This is a genomic window from Nocardia abscessus (genome assembly GCF_015477775.1).
Lineage (GTDB): Bacteria > Actinomycetota > Actinomycetes > Mycobacteriales > Mycobacteriaceae > Nocardia > Nocardia abscessus_A.
On the sequence record NZ_JADLQO010000022.1, the window covers coordinates 24,573 to 41,724 of the forward strand.

A 17,152-nucleotide genomic window follows, 5' to 3' on the forward strand; every position below is an offset into this window, starting at 1 on the left:
TTGAATCAGCGGCCGGGGGCGCGCTGGGTGACTTCCTGTAGGAACCAGCCGTTGCCGTCGGGATCGGTGAACGCGGCGAACGAACGGTAGCTGCGTCGCTGCGGATCCGCCCCGGCAACGCGGCTCTGGGTTCCGGCGTGGTGGAAGACACCGGTGGCATCGCGGAACGGTCCATCGACCGCGATGCCGCGCTCGGTCAGCTCCGCGACGGTCTTCTCGATATCGGTGACGATCACGTGCAGGCCCTGCAGGGATCCCGGCGCGGCCCCGGTGACGCCGCTGCCGAAGATGATCGAGCACTCCGAGCCGGGCGGGGTGACCTGCACGACGCGGTAGCCGTCGTCGACCGGGAAATCGGCGTCGAGACGGAATCCGAGGCGCTCGGTGTAGAACGCCTTGGCGCGGTCTACGTCGGCCACGGGCAGGACGACGACTTCCAATTTCAGATCCATGATTCGTGTTTCCTCGAAGGTCTTTTCGCGTGGTCAGTGAGCGGAGTCGCGGGCCGTCCGCTCGATCACCTCGGCCACCCGATCGGGATGTGAGACGGCGACCGAATGCGATGCGGCGATCTCGGTGACCTGTGCGTGCGCCCGCTCGGCCATGAACCGCTGAGCGGCGACCGGGATATTGAGGTCCTGGGTCGTGATCACGTCCCAGCTGGGCTTGTCCGTCCACGCGGAGACAATGGCCTTCTCCTCCAGCGCCGCCTGGGCGATCGGGCGCTGCGCGGCGGCCGCCAGGGCGGCACGGTCGGCCGGCACGTCGGCGGCGAACTGCTCGTGGAACGAGGCCTGCTGGATGTACAGATCGGTGCCGGCGCTGCCGTCGGTGCCGGTGAACGCGACCGGGTCGAGCGTGCCGGGCAGAGTGGAGCCCGGGAACTTGTTGGTCGACCCATCCGCGAACGCACCGTGGACCAGGACGACGGTCGGCTTCGGCGCGTCCTCGGTCGGCCCGGCGTGGGTGGTAGTGCTCGCGGTGCACGCGACGGCGAGGCTGCCAGCGGCCACCGCAGCTGTGACCGCCGCGGTCATCCGGGCAAACCGCCGCATACGGGGGCGTCGGATATCGGCCATGTCGGCGTCCTTTCCAAAAATGTGAGGCAGGTGGTGCGGATTCCACTGTGGGTCCCGCGGCCCCGCCGCCACATCTGTCAAGTGACGCCGACCATGACGTAGTCACCCTGGTACCCGACCACTCCTGACGCGCATCGCTTCGTGCGAACATCCCCCGCCCTGCAGGAAAGGTGTTCGAGCAGCGCTCGGACACGCATAGTCCTTCAACTGCTCTTACCTGCAGCGGTGGATGCCAACGGCGCGGTTTCACGAGTTAGCGGCGGTGAGGTGGTTCACTGTCCTCATGACCTCGGAGCCCTGGGGTGACGATCGTCCGCGACCGCCGCGTCAGCGGACACTGAGCGATCTGGCTGCGCATTTGGGCGTGCCATGGATCCCGAGCGATCTATCTACAAACAGGACGATTACCGGGATCAGTCAGGATTCACGGCTGATCTCGCCCGGCGAGGTGTACGCGGCGCTACCCGGTTCTCGCCATCACGGCGCTACCTTCGCGGTCGAGGCGGCCGCTCGCGGCGCGGTAGCCGCGATCAGCGACCGGCCATGTATCGAGCTACCGACCTTCGTGGTCGATGACCCCCGGCGCGTGCTGGGTCCGCTCGCCTCATGGATCTACGGCCATCCCTCCCGCAACCTCGACGTGTTCGGCGTTACCGGGACGAACGGCAAGACCAGCACGACCTATCTGCTCAGCGCGGGCCTGAACGGAGCAGGAATCGAAACCGGTCTGATCAACGGCGTCACCATCCACGGCCCCTGGGGTGCGCGTCCAGCTGTACGGACGACACCCGAGGCCAGCGTACTGCAACGAACGTTGGCGGCTTTCCATGCGAGTGGAGTGTCCGCGATGGCGCTGGAGGTGTCGAGTCACGCTCTCGCACTGCACCGGGTCGACGGGATCCGATTCCGCGTAGGTGTTTTCACCAATCTGGGCCCGGACCATTTGGACTTCCACGACGACCTCGAAGGCTACTACTCGGCGAAAGCCAAACTGTTCTTGCCCGAACGATGCGAGTATGCCGTCATCGGCATCGACGACGACTACGGTCGACGGCTCGCCGCTGAAATCGACATCCCCCACTGCACGTTCTCGACAGAGTCCACGGCGGCCGACTTCTACGCTGACCACGTCCGAGCCGACCAGCACGGCACCGCGTTTGTCGTGCACGGCACCGACCACAACACCGCTGTCCGGCTCGAACTGTTGGGCCGCCATCAGGTCGACAACGCCCTCGGTGCGATCGCCGCGCTGTCAGCAACAGGGATCGACCTCGATGTGGCGATCGCGGGCATGGAAAGCCTGGACTGCGTTCCGGGCCGGATGCAGCGCATCGATGCCGGGCAACCGTTCCTGGCCTTCGTCGACTACATGCACAACACCGCAGGCCAACAACGACAATTCCCCTACCTGCGGTCCTTGACCACCGGCAAGGTCATCGTCGTCATCGGAGCCACCGGTGAACGCGACCCGAGCAAACGCCGCCCTCTCGGCTGGACAGCAGCAACTTTCGCCGACACAGTCATCGTCACCGACGAAAGTCCCTTCTCCGACAACCCGGCTCGACTCCGAGAAGACGTCGCCGCCGGCGCATACGCCGCCACGCACGCCGAGGTCATCCTCGAACCCAACCGCGCCGACGCGATCGGCATGGCCGTCGCCCTCGCGCAACCCGGTGATGTCCTCGTCGTCGCCGGTCGCGGACATGACCCCGTCCAAACATACGGTGCCACAACCCTCGCTTTCGACGATCGAATAGAACTGCGACACGCACTGAATCGCACCACGACAGACGTCCCATCTCGCCCATGACTCTTCCCACGGCGAATCCACAGCCACCCTTCGAGGCTTGTCAACGCATCACAGAAGTGAGACAGACAAACCGAGCTCCGTTCGAGCAAGCCATCGGTAAACTTCCCCGCTTGTGCCCTAGCGGCAACTCCCGCGCAAACAGTTCGCTGAAGGTGCGGCTCCAGTGACCTACCTCTGGACATCCGGCTACGACCTGTCCGTGGGAAGTAAGTTCCGTGCGGCATCTTCTCGCATCCCGGGTCCGGCCAGACGATCGGTGAAGAATCCCAGACGCTTCGTCGTTGCAGGTCAGGGCCAGGCGACCATAGCTTTGGCGTATGAAGACAGAGAAGACAGTGCTCATCACCGGGTGCTCCTCGGGCTATGGGCTTGCGACGGCGCAGCGGTTCCACCGCGAGGGCTGGAATGTCATCGCTACGATGCGCACACCGCGTGCGGGCGTGCTGCCGGCGGTCGACCGAATGACGGTTCTGCCACTTGATGTGACGAACACCGCGAGTATCGATGCCGCGGTGGCAGCCAGCGGACCCATCGATGTGCTGGTTAACAACGCGGGTATCGGCGCGATCGGGGCGTTCGAGGCAACACCGATGTCGGTCACGCGAGAATTGTTCGATACCAACACCTTCGGCGTGATGGCGATGACACAGGCGGTCGTGCCCCAGATGCGCGAGCGGCGGGCGGGTGTGGTGGTGAACGTGACCTCCAGCGTGACGCTGACCGCGATGCCGCTCGCCGCGGTCTATACCGCGAGCAAAATGGCCATCGAAGGATTCACCGGATCGCTGGCGTTGGAACTCGACTACTTCGGTGTCCGGGTCAAACTGGTGGAGCCCGGATACGGTCCGTCGACGCAGTTCACCGCGAACGGGAGTCGCCGTATGGCGGGGATGATCCCCGATGCCTATGCGCCGTTCGCGGATCCCATCCTTGCTGGCTTCGGCCGGCCCGGCGCGATCACCACCGCGGAAGACGTCGCGGAGGTCGTACTACGGGCCGCGAACGACACCTCTGACCAGTTGAGGTTTCCGGCGGGAGAAGACGCGGTGGCGCTGGCCCAGTTCGCGTAAAGCGCATCGCGACGCGGGGACGGCGGGCCTTGGATATCTTGACTGTGTGCAGCTACGCCGTCCGGAGCATGTGCAGCCGTCCCCTGCCGAGCGCCTGGGTCCGTTAGAGATGCTGATTTCTCTGCTGCGTCCCACGACGGTCTCATCGAAAATCGTCAGCGGAGCCGGCGAGTGGAGTGTGCGCAAGCCTCGGTACGCAGATCCGGCTTTCTGCCTGATGCTCGAAGGCGCATGCCTGCTCTGGCTCGACGGGCTCGAAGCTATCGAACTCCAGCGTGGCGATTTTCTACTTCTTCCTGATATGCCAGGGTTCGTCCTCTCCAGCGGACACGATATCGAACCGACCACCGCGCCACTCGAGCCGAACGCTCGGGAAACGCGCCATGGCAACGGTGAAGGCGCCGCCACGATGAGCATGCTCGGCGGGTACTTCCGATTCGAGCCCGCGAATGCGTCCCTTCTGACGCCACTGTTGCCGCGTGTCGTCCTGGTCCGCCGAAACGAGCCGAAAGCAACGCGACTGCACCGGATCGTCGAGCTCATCGCTGACGAGGCAGACTCGCAGACGCCCAACGACTTGATCCTCGAACGGCTCGTCGAAGTGCTGTTGGTCGAGGCGATGCGACTGCATACCGCACCGACGCCGGGTGTGGAACGCGGATTGATCGCGGGACTGTCGGATCCCGCGCTGGCTCCGGCCTTACGGGCAATGCACGCCGACCTCGCATACGGCTGGACTGTCGAGCGTCTTGCGCGGGAGGCGAACGTCTCGCGTGCGGTCTTCGCGGAAAGATTCAGCCGCGCAGTGGAAATGCCGCCGATGCAATACCTGATCCATTGGCGCATGGCGGCCGCGATGGACATGCTCCGCGCCGAGAAGCTGTCGATGACCGAGGTAGCGCGTCGCGTCGGATATCAATCGGCAACCGCATTCACCAACGCTTTCACACGACATACCGGGAACTCACCAAGGAAGTTCGCACGGTCCTGGTGACACGGGGCGCCGAACCCTGCCTCCCGACCCCTCGATCCGAAGTATTCATTCGAACCGTACTCGACCCGCTGACCCGGCTCACTGGTCAGCTGGCACGGGCAACCGGCCGTTCCTGCGGCCACTGAGCCGAGCGCGCACCCGGCACGGATGCCGTGCATACAAGAACCCGCTGACCTGTTCGCCAGGTGCGCGATCGCTGACAGACGTTCGAACTAGTCGGTGATGATCGGCCTGATGTAGTCGCGGGCGAGCGCGGTGAGCCTTTCTGCTCCGGCCGATGCGCTGACGGACACGGCACACCCTCCCGGTTCAGAGCCATGGCGATCGCCTTTTCGCCGCGGCCAGCGAGGTGGTCACGGAAGATCCGTTGCACCAACCGGGGCGGTACTCACGTCGAGTGAGAGGATCCGCAGCTTCAATCCGTCGGATGCGCGGTGGGGGTTCGGTGCGGCGGGCCGTCGACCACCACATGCGTAGGGCGGGCGCCCGCCTTGGTGTCGGCCTTCGTCGAGGACTTGAGGGTCCATACTGGCGCGGGTGCGTTGCTGAACATGCCGGCGTTGGGACTCACTGAGCCCGCCGAGCATACTCATCATCACCGAGTGCGTGACGTTGCGCGGGTCGAAGCGTCCGCCGAGCTCGGGCACCCACACTTCGACCCCTGGTTGGCCATAGCGCTGCTGGTCAGGGTCCGAGGAAAAGTCGTTCGCGCGGCAGGCGCGTCAGCGGCCGACAGTCCTCGACGTTGCCGCGTGTGAATTCGATTGTGCACCAGTGGGTTCGTCTCCAATCGTGGATCAGGTTGCGTACTGCGGTCGTGGTGGCCGTGTAGTCGAAGACGACGCCGGCCAGCCGGATTCGCACGTGGACCTCACCTTCGGGTGGGAACCATCCATTGGCGGTCATGGCTGATCGCTATCCCCAGGCATTACCGTGTCGACCTTTCCGGGCGAGGCACTAGCTGTATTGAGCGTGGACGTTGGTGGTGGCGTGCCGGCCGACATGGTGACGACGTCGCGGTGAAGCGCGAGTTGTCGAGGAACTTCCGCGGTGTGGTGTCGATGTTCTGGGACCGCGTGCGCTGCTTCGTGCGTTCCGGCAATCCGATGGGCTCGCCGCGGTTGCTGGGGTCGGCATCACCTTCACAGGTTCCAGCGTTCAGGTTGCGGTTCGTCGCGGTGGGTGGTCGTTTGGCGTGGCGATCATTCGCGGTCTCTCACCGGCGGGGTGCCGGGGCGACTGCGGATGCGGTGGGTGGAATGTCCGGGCGAAGGCGATGAAGTTGGACCACGGTTTCGTTGGAGCGTCGCATGGTTCGGTTGATCAGGAATCCGGGCAGTGGGATGGGTAGGGACAGATCGATGTGGTACCAGAGGTGTGTGCTGGCGAACTCGGGTTCGAGTTCGAACCACCCGTTTGCTTCGACCCGCCGGGGTGCTGTCGGCGACCACCCAGTGGCAGCGGTTATGGCTCCATCCGTATTCCAGGATCTGTAGGTCGGTGTTGCCGAGCAGTTCGGCGTGGACGAAGACTTGGTGGGGGCGGCCGAATTCGTCATAGTCGGCGATGCGGACGTTGCTGTAGGAGGGCGACCATTCTGGGAGTCGTTCGACTGCGACGAGGGCGTCCATCACCCGGGCGGGTGAGGCGTCGATGATGGAGTGGATGTCGGTGCAGGTGCGCATACCGTGTGACTTCGCCCCCTAGGCTGGCCTGGCTGTGGTGGTCGTGGGGTGCGGAAATGTGCAGGGCGAGGACGTGGATGGATTGTTCGATCCGTTGCTCGACATGGTCCATCGCGCAGTGGTCATCGCCGCGGTAGTGCTCGAGCGCGGCGTTGGGGGCGTGGTGGCGAGATCGATCGAGTGGCTGGGTGCTGACCGGGGGTGTCGGGTGTCGCCGTTGATCACCAGCAGCAGGTGGTGATGCGTGCGTGTCATGTCCATGCCTCACTGGGTCAGCAGGGAGGCGTGGAAGAACGCGAGACTGCCGGGGTTGGCCAGGGCGCCGGGGCTGGTGATGGTGTCGGGGTCCGCGCCCTGGAGTAATCGTTTGACCGGCACCTCGAGCTTCTTGCCGGTGCGGGTGTAGGGGATCTCGGGGGCGATGATGGTGCGGTCGGGCACATGACGGGGGGAAAGCTTGGCGCGCAACGTCTTCGCCGCCAACGCGGCCAATTCGTCGGCGGGTTGACCCGGGTTCGCGGGAACCAGGAACAAGATCAGTTGCCCGTGCCCGGTGGTGGGATCGTCGAGGTGCACGACGAGGCTGTCGTTGATCTCGGGTAGCGCGCCGAGGGTGGTGTAGAACTCGGCGGTGCCCAGGCGCACTCCGCCGCGGTTGAGGGTGGCATCGGAGCGTCCGCTGATGATCGCCGAGCCGCGGTCGGTGATGGTGATCCAGTCGCCTTGGCGCCAGATGCCGGGGTAGTTGTCGAACCAGGTCGACCGGTATCGGGATCAGTCGGTGTCGTTGTAGAGGGCTACCGGCATCGCGGGGATGGGGCCGGTGATGACCAGTTCGCCGTCGACCCCGACGATAGGTTTGCCGTCGGGATCGAATGAGTCGACGGGCACTCCTAGTGCGCGGCAGGACATTTCACCGGACCACACCGGAGTCATCGGGCAGCAGCCGGCCAGGATCGAGCACACATCGGTGCCGCCGCTGACCGATCCGAGCAGCACTCGTGGGTCGAGTTCGTCGTAGACCCAGCGGTAGCCGTCGGGAGGAAGTGGTGAGCCGGTGGACCCGACGAACCTCAGCGCTGCGAGGTCACCGTGATCACGGGGGTGGACCTGAAAGGTGCGACATCCCATGAGGAATGCGGCGTTGACACCGAAATGGGTGATCTGATCGTGGGCGGCCAGGCGCCACAGGGTGGCCAGGTCGGGGTAGGTGGGGTTGCCGTCGAACAGCACGATCGTAGCACCCGGCAGCAGCCCGGAGACCGCGGTGTTCCACATCATCCACCCGGTGGTGGTGTACCAGAACAGTCGATCGTCGGCTTTGACGTCCAAGTGCAGGGCGCCGTCTTTGAGGTGGTCAACAGCATCCCGCCGTGGCCGTGCACGATCGGTTTGGGCAGCCCGGTGGTGCCCGAGGAATACAGCACATACAGCGGGTGATCGAAAGGAACCCGATCGAAACTCAGCTCGCCGGGATGACCGAGCAGTTCGCCCCACGACAGCATGTCCACCGGTGTCGTTTCCTCGAACACCGACGACACCAGCACGGTCGTGGTCACCGATGCCAACCCGGCACGCAGGGCGGCGTGTTCGGCGCGCAGGTCGATGGTCCTGTCGCCGAAGGTGTAGCCGTCGACCACGAGCAGCACCGTCGGTGCGATCTGACCGAACCGGTCGATCACCGCGGTCGTACCGAACTCCGGCGGGCACGAGGACCAGACGGCTCCGATGCTGGCCGCGGCCAGAAACGCGACCACGGTTTCGGGAATGTTGGGCAGGTAGGCCGCGACACGGTCTCCGCGCCGCACCCCGAGGTCGAGTAGGCCGGCGCGGGCGCGCGCGACCCGCTCACGCAACTGCCCGTAGGTGATCTCGGTGGGCTCGGGATCGGTTTGGTTGTGCGCGATCACCGCAGGCGCCATGTCGGGCCGGTCGTGGGTCAAGGCGTGCTCGGCGTAGTTCAGCGCGACGTTCGGGAACCATCTCGCGCCGGGCATCGAGGTACCGGCGAGCGCCGGGTGCGGGTCACCGTCGGCCTTGATGTCGAAGAACTCCCAGATCGTGGACCAGAAACGATCAGGGTCGGCCACCGACCACTTCCACAACCGGGCGTAGTCCACGGGCCCGTCGAGGTGCCCGCCGGTGCGCAACCAGGCCACGTAGCGGGCGATTTCGGTGCCGGTGGTGTCGTGGGGCTCCCACAACACCGCTGGGGTGGGTGTGGTCATCGGATCGCCACCGCCCCCACCGGGGAGCCGACCGCACCGGTGATCGGCAGCGGGGACGCGGCGAGCATGAACTCATACCGGCCGTCGGCCGCGCACGCCGCCGACAACACGTCCAGGTCGAACATCTCCCCCATCGCCAAACCCATGTGCACGAGTGCGACCAGATGCAACGGTTGGAACGCCTCGATCTCGTTGGGGCGCACCTCCACACCCCAGGTGTCGGTGGCCAGCGCGGCGATCTCCTGCTCGAACAGCCACGGTGCGGTGTGCAGCGAAAGCCCCGGCGCCGCACCGCCGGCGTAGTCGCCCCAGTTCCCGCGGCGCGCACCCAGGAAACCGGTCCGCACGATCAGAGCGTCACCGGGCGCCACGGTGGAGCCCTGCGCGACGAGGGCGTCCTCGAGGTCGTCGACGGTGATGGCGTAGCCGGGGTCCAGGCTGGCGACGCCGCGTAGCACGGGCAGATCGACCAAGACCGCTCGTAACACCAGGCGGTCGCGCCAGTGCTGGATGCCGTTGCGGACCGCACCGCGGGAGGTGTGTTCGGCGGCGCTGTAACCGTTCCACATCTTGCCGTTGTGGAAGATGTGCGACAGCGCATCCCATTGAGTGCCGCACTGGGTGGGCATGACGATCATGTCGTCGGAGAACCCGAACCCGCCGGTCGGGCCCAACGCGGACAAAAGCTTCTCCTGCACTCCGGCGAGGTGGTCGGTGCCGGTCGCGGTGGTCACCAGTTGCGGGTTGGGCCGCATCCCCCCGGGCTGGGGCCCGGCCTGGTCGTAGGGCAGCGACAGCGAGATCACCTGGCCGTCGCGGACCAACGCGGCCGCGGCGCGCACCTGGTCGGGGCCGACGAGGTTCATCGCGCCGAGCTGGTCGTCTGCGCCCCATTTGCCCCAGCGGCTGAAGCGGGCGATGTAGTCATCGAGTACAGAATCGGTCACGCGGTTTCCTTTGGTGCGGAGTGCCGGGGGACGAGGACGTCGTCGTCACGGATCACGGCGGCGTGGATGTCTCGGCCGAGCAGCTCGCATCCCGAGAGCCCGGCCCACCACGCGGCCGCTGGTTCGGGGGTCCGTCGGCGTCCAGCGGCCACTGATAGGACATCGTGGCTCCTTTGCACGATCCGCAAGTTAACGCAATAACCTTGCGTTAATGACCGTACAGCCAGGCGGCGAATTATCGCAAGCTCTTTGCGTTAAAATGTGTGGAATGAGCGAGTCAGAGGTCCGCCGCAGAACCGGTGGCCGCTCGGCCCGGGTCCGCCAAGCGGTACTGGACGCCACACTGCAACTGGCCGCCGAGAACGGCCCCGACGCGGTGAGCATCCCGGAGGTCGCCCGGATCGCCGGAGTGCACGAAACCTCGATCTACCGGCGCTGGGGCACCCGCGAACACCTGATCCTCGACGCGTTGCTCAGCTACAGCTCCCAGCAGTTGCCGATACCCGACACCGGGACGGTGCGCGAGGATCTGATCGACTTCGCCCGCTCGATCGCGGCGTATCAGGCGGGTCCGCTCGGGATCGCGCTGGCGCGCGCCATGGCCGTCGCCGAGGACGATTCGGGGCTGACGAGCAACCGCATACAGTTCTGGCAGTCCCGGTTCGACCAGGCCCGGGTCATGATCGACCGCGGCGTCGCTCGCGGTGAACTCCCCGAAACCGTCGACGCGGCAACGGCTTTGGAAGCGCTGGTCGCCCCGGTGCATTTCCGGGCGCTACTGACCCGCCAGCCCGTCGATGAGCCGTTCCTCATGCGTGTGGTCGACCAACTGCTCCACGGAATCAGCCTGTAGACAACCAGGAGCGCTCGCTCACCGTGTCAGCGAACGGGTCACCCACCCGTTCGCGCCTCACGCTTCGCCTGGCCGCAGCTGAACCGGCCGTCTCAACGGCTGGCCGCGACGCTCCGGTATCGGCAGCCGCTTCAGGCCGCCGATACCGGGGAGAGGTGGGAGGGTCAGGTGGTCAGTTGGGTGTGCACCCACCGCATCGACATGCCCAGCCACTCATCGAAGTGGCTCATCGCGCAGTGGTCGTCGCCCGGGTAGAGCTTGAGCAGTCCGCGGGGTGCAAGCGTGGCGATGTCGATGGAGTCCTGAGTGCGCACCAGTGTGTCGGAGTCGCCGTTGATGACCAGCAACGGAATGCTGATCTGGGGACACAGTTCACGAACGGTCAAGCTCGACAACCGGCGCAGCAAGTCGAAGGTGCCGGTGGCCGCCACGGCGTTGGCCAGGGTCCAGGCCATGATTTCGGGAACGCCGATCGAGCCGGTCAGCGCCCAGGTCTTCTCCGCGGGTGCGCCGTTGGAGACCACCGCGCGTAGCCGAGCATCGGTGGCGGCCATGCGGGTAGACCAATAAGCGCCGAAACTGAGCCCGAACATGCCGATGCTGGTGGGCTCGACGCGGGGATGCTCGGCGAGATAGTCGATGACGTAGTGGTAGATCGCTTCAGAGGCCGGCGACATCGGTTGGGTGTAGTCGTAGGTGCCGGGCATCTCCATGGCGAACACGCCCAGCCCGGCCGGACGGTGAGCGAGGCTGGGAAACAGCAGTTCGGCGATCGTGCCCTCGATACCGTTGGTGACCAACACGGTCGGCACACGGTGGGTCCCGGGCGGGAAGAGGGTGTAGCCGCGCACGGTTTCGTTTCCGGCGGGGATCTCGACGGCTTCGATGACCAGGTCCATCGCCGGGGCCAGTGCGAGCAGCAGCACATGGGTCAGCCGCCGGGACACGGCGTAGGCCTGCAGCCGGTGCGGTGTCCACCCGGGCCAAGACGCGGCGAAGGTATAGACCGTCGTCTTGATCAGCGCGTCGACCGCGGTGGCGGCATCGGCGTGGGCGGGATGTTCGACGATGAACCGCTCGACCAGATCGGGATTCGGTTGCCCACCGCGCTCGGACAGAATCGATACCGCGGGGGCGAGGAGCTTGCCCAGGTGCTCGATCGCGGTGTGATTGGTGTCGTCGAGCAGCTCGCGCACCGACGGGCCGCCGAGGCGTTCGAGGGCCGCGTCGGCGGTGGCGATGTGGGGCTCGGCGAGGTCGTTCCAGTACCCGGACCAGGCCTCGTCGGTGAAGGAACGGCACCGGTCGAGTTGACGGGTGAACTCGAGTTTGTCGATCGCACCCATATTCGAGAACCGGTCCACGAACAGCGCGGGCAAAAAGAACCGGGTACCGATCGGTGTGGACAGGCGTTCGGTGACGTGAACGAAGGCCGCGGTGCTGATGAAAAGTTTCGTCGCCAGCCGAGACGCGCGATTCATCGGTGGATCCTTTCGGGGTGCGTCGAGGTAGCCGGGGTGGCGTCGCATGACCAGCAATCGAAGCGCGCAGCCGGTATCGATGACCCGCCGCGGCATCGAACAGCGGTGGCATCGACGGGGGAGCGTTCGCTGCCGGATTCTGCGGCGCCGACGTTTGGAATTGGTTGAGGCTCGAGCGATGCCGGCGTGGTTCACGAGCCGAACCGGACGCGAGGCCGCCCAGGGTGAGTTGGAAGCCAGCCGATCATCAGTCCCGAACAGCTCCGCTGCGTCCAGCGGCCATGGATACGACATTGCGGTTCCTTCGAGACCCGTGCACCTAACGCAATAACACTGCGTTAGCACGACGCTACGACCCCACGTTAGATAACGCAAGAGTCTTGCGTTAAGTTGTAGCTGTGGCGGTGCGTACCGCACGCACCTGACCTGCCCCGCCCGCGAACTGCTGCGTCGGCCGTGCATCGTCTCGGCGCGCAACCGGGCCGCGATGTCGACCGGAATTCGCTGCACACCCCCCTCGCAACTCCGAACACATGCCGCGTCCGAGGCCTATCGAGAGACCGGCACGATAGCCGGCCTGTCGCCCGGACGCACTCGGAAACGAACCGAGATGCTGCTGGCCGCACACGCACTGGTCGGCGCACTGTCCACCGGTAAGGCCGTCGCACAACTGTTCGCGACCGAACGTGACAAGGGCAAATTCCACCCGGCCGCGATCCGACACGTCCAGTTCCCGTCCCTGCTCCGCGCCGGTGTTCTCGCGGCCGGACTCCTGGACGACGCAATCCGAGCGGACCGATACGAAGCCTCCACCTGGGACGACCTGGTCATCACCACCACCGTCGCCCAACAACTCGCCTTCGGCCTCACTGAATAAATCCCCCGCACCACGACAGAGGGGGTGTCCAGCCGCAGAAAAGGGTGACTGTCGACTTATCTGGCGACTGTCGCCGCCGCCGCGACCGCACCGAACGCAGCCCCACCTTGGGTCATGGCTACGGCGAACAGGGTGTTCGGACTGTGATCATCTCCAGCGCTCGGCAGTAATAATGCTGCCTACGGGAAAAGCAACCGACAGATTGAAAAACAGCCACCAGGACCCTCGACCGGTGCCCGCGAAGGCGTCGGCGGCCGACGTGCGCGATGGTCCGGTAGCGAAATTGGAAGCGGCTGGCTGGCCAAACGTAGTCGAGCGCAACCCACGACGCTTTTACCTCCGGGTCCCGCCGTCGTCGACGTCTCCAGGACGGGAAGAACCCCTGTTGGGACCGCGACGATGAGCATCATCCGACCCCGTTCGAGCCGACCGTGGCCTTGAAAGTGGTCGTGTGGGCTCCGCTGATCGGAGAAGTTCAAGTGCGTAGTCGGGGTCCGGCAACATGCTCGGCAGCCGCGGCAACCCAAAGCTGTGGTCCTGCTCGAGCGGAGCTGGAAGACCATCTGGTCAGCCCCTCGACATGGACTGTCACGTCGGCTTGAAAATCAGCGGCACTGGTTGCCGCCGTAGTTGGTGGAGGGGTCAGGTTGGTGCCGACGACAGATTGCGCGTGCGGTGGGCCCGGACAGGGCATTTGCCCGAGCAGTACAGCGCTGGTCTGGGCCGGGGTGCGCCACAGTTGGCGGCGGGTGCCGTGGTCGTCGACCTCATACCCACCCAAGGCCCCGTCTCGACGATCGCGGGGATCTCCTCGACGGGTATCAGCTGTTGGGCAGCCAGCAGGGGCACGCGGCGCATCTGGAACCCGATATGCCAGTCCGAGGTATGCAGGATCCCCCTGCGCAACAGAATATTCCGGCTCATCGACACGTTCCGGCCCCCGGCTGGGCGCGCGGAGGTCGTGTGCTCGGCAAGTGGACCGCGGGCGTGGGTGCAATCATCGGTCGCCGTCCGATCACTGCTCCTCGCGCGGACTACTGAGCGTCTCGAGGCGTGCGGCCGCCGACTCCATGAGCACTGCCGCCCTGTTCGTGAGATCGTCGGACCTCGGTTGCACGCCCTGGTCGAGCTCTCACCGACATCTCAGCCCTTCGGCGCGGGGTTGATTGTGTCACCGTCCCAGGTCAGATCCGATTTCTCGGTGATCTCGAAGGCCTCGAAACGATCGTCGGCCAGAACCGCGTCGATCAGAGTCCGTGAGCCGGCGACGATCGTGGAGTCGAAGTCGATCTCGCTGGCCACGACCCATGCGTGGTCGGCGGGCCAGAGCAGCTGGGGCGTCACTCCGGGGAAATCGGTCGTCCATCCCAAGCCCGCCGCATGCACCCAGCTGGGGTCGGCGAGTTCGGAGAGACTGGTGTCGAACAACATGAAGTCGCGTCCCGGCCACTGCAGGAAAGGCCCTGCCTCGACCGCCCGTCTGACCTGCGGCGCGACAGAGGCAGCCAGCTCGGCGTCGATTCGAGCTCGCTCGCGCTCGAGGTTCTGCGGATCGCCGTCGGTGGACGCGACGAACACCGCACCCGAGGATGTGTTCAGCTCGCCGAATCCATTCCAAACTCCAGCCGTCACCTCTTCCGGTGCCTCGGTGGCTGCGCGGAGGTGGACAGTGAGCGCGGCCAGCAGGCATGGGTCGAACCACCCCTCGACGGTCTGGCCGACTTTCCAGCCGTCGTCGAACGACATCGCCGCCTCGTCCTCATCGTCGGTAAGGTTGCGCCACTGCACCAGCGGATGCATCACTCTGCCGTTGCGCACGGCGACCTCGGCCCACGGCCACATCGCCTCGTCCACGATCTCGGGATTGCCCCACTCGTCGGTGACCGTGACGTCGCGGCGGGTCGCCTCGACCGGGTGCAGGATCCGCGCATAAGCCTCAAAGCCGGTACCAGCGACGCCGCCGACCCCGTGTTCGCCGACGCGCGCCAGCAGCCACCCCCCACGCTCGAAATCCGTTGTGAACTCCACCCAGCCAGCCTAGTGAGCCACGCCTGTAGGGCAGATCTGTCTCTGGCGTCAGCTCCGTCGGGCTGCTGTAGCCGTCCGAGGATCGACCGCGCCTGTCGCGCGATGACGCTCACCTCGCCGACCGAGCCAGCTGCCATCGTCTCCCGATTGACCGGATCGAATATCGCCGCAGCCACACGATGGGCCGATTCCGTCGCGGCAAGTAACGCAAAATACGCCGCACTGCGCCGCACCGGAGCCCCCAGTAACGGCCGTCACCGACCCGCGCAACCAGTGGTCGTAGCGTGAACGCGCGCTCGAGCCGCGACCGCTCGGGTGCCATCTGACCGATCCACCGCCGCCCGGCCCGACGGGCGAAAATTATCGGCTCGACTTCCCGGACGACCGCACCCAGAATGAACATCTGCCACCACGAAACCACGTAGCCCCCGGGGCAATCGAGCAAAGGACAGCGTCCAGTGTCCACATTCTTCAACCCCTGGCGGCGCCTGCGCCACCTGCTGGACCGCAGCGATCGCCCCCCGCGGCAGACGGATTCGCCCTCGCGCCCATCATCGGTCCGGTCGATAGATCTCGCGGCCCTGCAAGCCGATCTCGATCGGCAGTGGGCCGATACCGCCGGAAGATACGTCGGCCTGTTGCTGCAGGGCCACTCGCACGATCCCGACGGGCTGGAGCGCGTACTACGCATTATCGCCGCGACCGGAGAGCCCATGGCGATGTTCAGTCTCGCGGTCGCCCTGCGCCGCAACGGACAGGACGAGGAGGGGCAGGTTTGGATGGAACGGGCCATCGCATCCGGCGACCCCAAAGTCGCCGCCCTGGTTTCCGAGCTCGCGGCCCGCGCCGACGGCGGCACCGCGACCGAAGGGCGCGAATGAACGACACCTGGTACGAGATCTACCTTCCACCCGGCAATCTCGACACGACGGACGGTCCTCTCACGGGAACCCGACCCCGGCCGAACGACAACACGGCCGCTGAGCATTGCGGTGGCACCGGCCGATCCGGAGCCCGTGCCCTTCGGCAGTCCGATCGCCCTCGACCTCGATCTGTTCTTCCACGGCAGCGCGGGGGCCGTCGACGAGGACCTGCAGTCTCCGCGGGCGAGATCCCTGCTGCCGGGTGAGGTTGTACTGAGAGTTGGTCTCGCGAAGCGATGTCGGCTCTGGGAGGAGCCCCGGCCGCGTCGCGGGCCGGTTCGCCTCCATAGCCGCGTCGCTAGTGTCGATTAGTGAGATCGAATCGTTCTGCGAACTCCGACATTCGGTCGTGCTGCTCGTCGGCGGTTCCCGGGGCCAGGTTGACGAGGATCCGGGTCACCCCCTGTTCTTCGAGCTGCTGGACCTGCTCGACCGACAGATCGGACGGGCCCCAGCGGGTGTACTCCAGGGCGGCCGGGTCGCGGCCCGCTTCCGCAGCAGTCTTACGTGCCAGCTCGATTTGCAGTTCGCGCTCGGCGTCGTCGAGCATTCCACCCGCGAAGTAGCCGTCGCCCCGTCGACCCGCGCGGCGGGCGGCAGCTCGGCTGGACCCGCCCACGTGGATCGGAAGTTCCGTTGTCCCGTGCGGTTTGGGATAGCTGCAGAGCTTGTCGAAGGCGTAGAACTCACCGTGATGGTCGACGCCGTCGGGACCGCCCGACCACAGCAATCGCAGCACGTCGATCGCCTCGTCGGCGCGGCGACCGCGGGTGTGGAAATCCACTCCCACCGCCTGCGCCTCGCCCGGCAGGGTGCCGAGTCCGACGGTGAGCAGCCGCATGCGTCCTTTGGACAGGACATCGACGGTGGCCAGGCGTTTGGCGAGCACCACCGGATGGCGGTACGGCAGCAGCAGGACGCCGGTGCCGAGCAGCAGCCTTTGCGTGACCGCGGCGACGAAGCTCAGGCAGTCCAGGGGATCGAAGTAGGGCGACGCCGGAGGCAGTTCTCCGGCACCGTACGACGCGCCGGGATACAGCGCGATGTGGTCCTGCAGATACAGGGCCTCGAAACCGCACGCCTCGGCATGCTGGGCAAACGTGACGAGCCGGTCGGGATCGGTTCCGTTGAACGGCGTGCTGTAGCTGATCGCGAATTTCACAGATATTCCTTTGCA

The 17,152-nt window shown here is 65.9% G+C and carries 17 protein-coding genes; 6 read left to right on the forward strand and 11 right to left on the reverse strand.

All coding sequences use genetic code 11. From position 1 onward, the window contains the following. Window positions 1–5 precede the first annotated feature (5 nt). Window positions 6–452 (reverse strand): VOC family protein, encoded by a 447-nt coding sequence (locus IU450_RS35715; RefSeq protein WP_195154128.1) that lies wholly within the window; start codon window positions 450–452, stop codon window positions 6–8. Between the two features lie 33 nt (window positions 453–485). Beyond that, window positions 486–1,079: an alpha/beta hydrolase gene (locus tag IU450_RS35720; RefSeq protein WP_195154129.1), complete on the reverse strand. Its 594-nt coding sequence runs from the start codon at window positions 1,077–1,079 to the stop codon at window positions 486–488. Between the two features lie 283 nt (window positions 1,080–1,362). Between IU450_RS35720 and IU450_RS35725 the strand changes: the two genes are divergently transcribed. The 3 genes from IU450_RS35725 (at window position 1,363) to IU450_RS35735 (ending at window position 4,953) form a co-directional block, all read left to right on the forward strand. After that, complete coding sequence (locus IU450_RS35725; RefSeq protein WP_195154130.1) at window positions 1,363–2,889, forward strand: UDP-N-acetylmuramoyl-L-alanyl-D-glutamate--2,6-diaminopimelate ligase; 1,527 nt, start codon at window positions 1,363–1,365, stop codon at window positions 2,887–2,889. Window positions 2,890–3,206: 317 nt separating this feature from the next. Then, complete coding sequence (locus IU450_RS35730) at window positions 3,207–3,959, forward strand: SDR family oxidoreductase (protein WP_195154131.1); 753 nt, start codon at window positions 3,207–3,209, stop codon at window positions 3,957–3,959. Between the two features lie 109 nt (window positions 3,960–4,068). Next, window positions 4,069–4,953, forward strand: coding sequence for an AraC family transcriptional regulator (locus IU450_RS35735; RefSeq protein WP_195154175.1), 885 nt, complete (start codon window positions 4,069–4,071; stop codon window positions 4,951–4,953). 415 nt (window positions 4,954–5,368) lie between these two features. Here the strand turns inward: IU450_RS35735 and IU450_RS35740 are convergent, their stop codons facing one another. The 6 genes from IU450_RS35740 to IU450_RS35750 all read right to left on the reverse strand — a co-directional run bounded on the left by IU450_RS35740 (window position 5,369) and on the right by IU450_RS35750 (window position 9,813). Beyond that, a complete protein-coding gene (locus IU450_RS35740; RefSeq protein ID WP_195154132.1) occupies window positions 5,369–5,524 on the reverse strand; it encodes a hypothetical protein in 156 nt (51 codons plus the stop codon). 631 nt (window positions 5,525–6,155) lie between these two features. Beyond that, window positions 6,156–6,638 carry an SRPBCC family protein gene (locus tag IU450_RS41115; protein WP_324197948.1) on the reverse strand — a complete coding sequence of 161 codons (483 nt, stop codon included), beginning with the start codon at window positions 6,636–6,638 and terminating at the stop codon, window positions 6,156–6,158. A gap of 264 nt (window positions 6,639–6,902) precedes the next feature. Continuing rightward, window positions 6,903–7,283, reverse strand: coding sequence for an AMP-binding enzyme (locus tag IU450_RS40335; RefSeq protein ID WP_324197949.1), 381 nt, complete (start codon window positions 7,281–7,283; stop codon window positions 6,903–6,905). A gap of 129 nt (window positions 7,284–7,412) precedes the next feature. Next, window positions 7,413–7,919, reverse strand: a complete 507-nt coding sequence (locus IU450_RS40735; RefSeq protein ID WP_267470670.1) for an AMP-binding protein — start codon at window positions 7,917–7,919, stop codon at window positions 7,413–7,415. Then, window positions 7,916–8,866 (reverse strand): AMP-binding protein, encoded by a 951-nt coding sequence (locus tag IU450_RS35745; RefSeq protein WP_267470671.1) that lies wholly within the window; start codon window positions 8,864–8,866, stop codon window positions 7,916–7,918. The genes IU450_RS40735 and IU450_RS35745 overlap by 4 nt, the downstream gene beginning before the upstream one ends. Next, window positions 8,863–9,813: a cyclase family protein gene (locus IU450_RS35750; RefSeq protein WP_324197950.1), complete on the reverse strand. Its 951-nt coding sequence runs from the start codon at window positions 9,811–9,813 to the stop codon at window positions 8,863–8,865. Before IU450_RS35750 ends, IU450_RS35745 begins: the two co-directional genes overlap by 4 nt. Before the next feature lie 268 nt (window positions 9,814–10,081). Here IU450_RS35750 and IU450_RS35755 point away from each other — a divergent pair, with 268 nt between their 5' ends. Beyond that, on the forward strand, window positions 10,082–10,666 hold the full coding sequence (locus IU450_RS35755) for a TetR/AcrR family transcriptional regulator (RefSeq protein WP_195154133.1): 585 nt from the start codon (window positions 10,082–10,084) through the stop codon (window positions 10,664–10,666). Between the two features lie 164 nt (window positions 10,667–10,830). Here IU450_RS35755 and IU450_RS35760 read toward each other — a convergent pair whose 3' ends face one another. Then, window positions 10,831–12,147, reverse strand: a complete 1,317-nt coding sequence (locus IU450_RS35760; protein ID WP_195154134.1) for an alpha/beta hydrolase family protein — start codon at window positions 12,145–12,147, stop codon at window positions 10,831–10,833. A gap of 610 nt (window positions 12,148–12,757) precedes the next feature. On the opposite strand from IU450_RS35760, the gene IU450_RS35765 reads away from it, so the two are divergent. Further along, window positions 12,758–13,024, forward strand: coding sequence for a hypothetical protein (locus tag IU450_RS35765; protein WP_195154135.1), 267 nt, complete (start codon window positions 12,758–12,760; stop codon window positions 13,022–13,024). Between the two features lie 1,143 nt (window positions 13,025–14,167). On the opposite strand, the gene IU450_RS35770 is transcribed toward IU450_RS35765, so the two are convergent. Continuing rightward, on the reverse strand, window positions 14,168–15,052 hold the full coding sequence (locus IU450_RS35770) for a hypothetical protein (protein ID WP_195154136.1): 885 nt from the start codon (window positions 15,050–15,052) through the stop codon (window positions 14,168–14,170). Between the two features lie 458 nt (window positions 15,053–15,510). Between IU450_RS35770 and IU450_RS35775 the strand changes: the two genes are divergently transcribed. Further along, window positions 15,511–15,933, forward strand: coding sequence for a hypothetical protein (locus tag IU450_RS35775; RefSeq protein WP_195154137.1), 423 nt, complete (start codon window positions 15,511–15,513; stop codon window positions 15,931–15,933). Window positions 15,934–16,273: 340 nt separating this feature from the next. On the opposite strand, the gene IU450_RS35780 is transcribed toward IU450_RS35775, so the two are convergent. Next, entirely contained in the window at window positions 16,274–17,137 is an 864-nt protein-coding gene (locus IU450_RS35780) for a TIGR03619 family F420-dependent LLM class oxidoreductase (protein ID WP_195154138.1), read from the reverse strand. Between the last annotated feature and the right edge of the window lie 15 nt (window positions 17,138–17,152).

What these genes read in the sequence shown, in the direction of transcription:
- IU450_RS35715 (WP_195154128.1), bottom strand. Translation starts at nt 452, where the DNA reads ATGGATCTGAAATTGGAAGTCGTCGTCCTGCCCGTGGCCGACGTAGAC.
- IU450_RS35720 (WP_195154129.1), bottom strand. Translation starts at nt 1,079, where the DNA reads ATGGCCGATATCCGACGCCCCCGTATGCGGCGGTTTGCCCGGATGACC.
- IU450_RS35725 (WP_195154130.1), top strand. Translation starts at nt 1,363, where the DNA reads ATGACCTCGGAGCCCTGGGGTGACGATCGTCCGCGACCGCCGCGTCAG.
- IU450_RS35730 (WP_195154131.1), top strand. Translation starts at nt 3,207, where the DNA reads ATGAAGACAGAGAAGACAGTGCTCATCACCGGGTGCTCCTCGGGCTAT.
- IU450_RS35735 (WP_195154175.1), top strand. Translation starts at nt 4,069, where the DNA reads ATGCTGATTTCTCTGCTGCGTCCCACGACGGTCTCATCGAAAATCGTC.
- IU450_RS41115 (WP_324197948.1), bottom strand. Translation starts at nt 6,638, where the DNA reads ATGCGCACCTGCACCGACATCCACTCCATCATCGACGCCTCACCCGCC.
- IU450_RS40735 (WP_267470670.1), bottom strand. Translation starts at nt 7,919, where the DNA reads ATGATGTGGAACACCGCGGTCTCCGGGCTGCTGCCGGGTGCTACGATC.
- IU450_RS35745 (WP_267470671.1), bottom strand. Translation starts at nt 8,866, where the DNA reads ATGACCACACCCACCCCAGCGGTGTTGTGGGAGCCCCACGACACCACC.
- IU450_RS35755 (WP_195154133.1), top strand. Translation starts at nt 10,082, where the DNA reads ATGAGCGAGTCAGAGGTCCGCCGCAGAACCGGTGGCCGCTCGGCCCGG.
- IU450_RS35760 (WP_195154134.1), bottom strand. Translation starts at nt 12,147, where the DNA reads ATGAATCGCGCGTCTCGGCTGGCGACGAAACTTTTCATCAGCACCGCG.
- IU450_RS35765 (WP_195154135.1), top strand. Translation starts at nt 12,758, where the DNA reads ATGCTGCTGGCCGCACACGCACTGGTCGGCGCACTGTCCACCGGTAAG.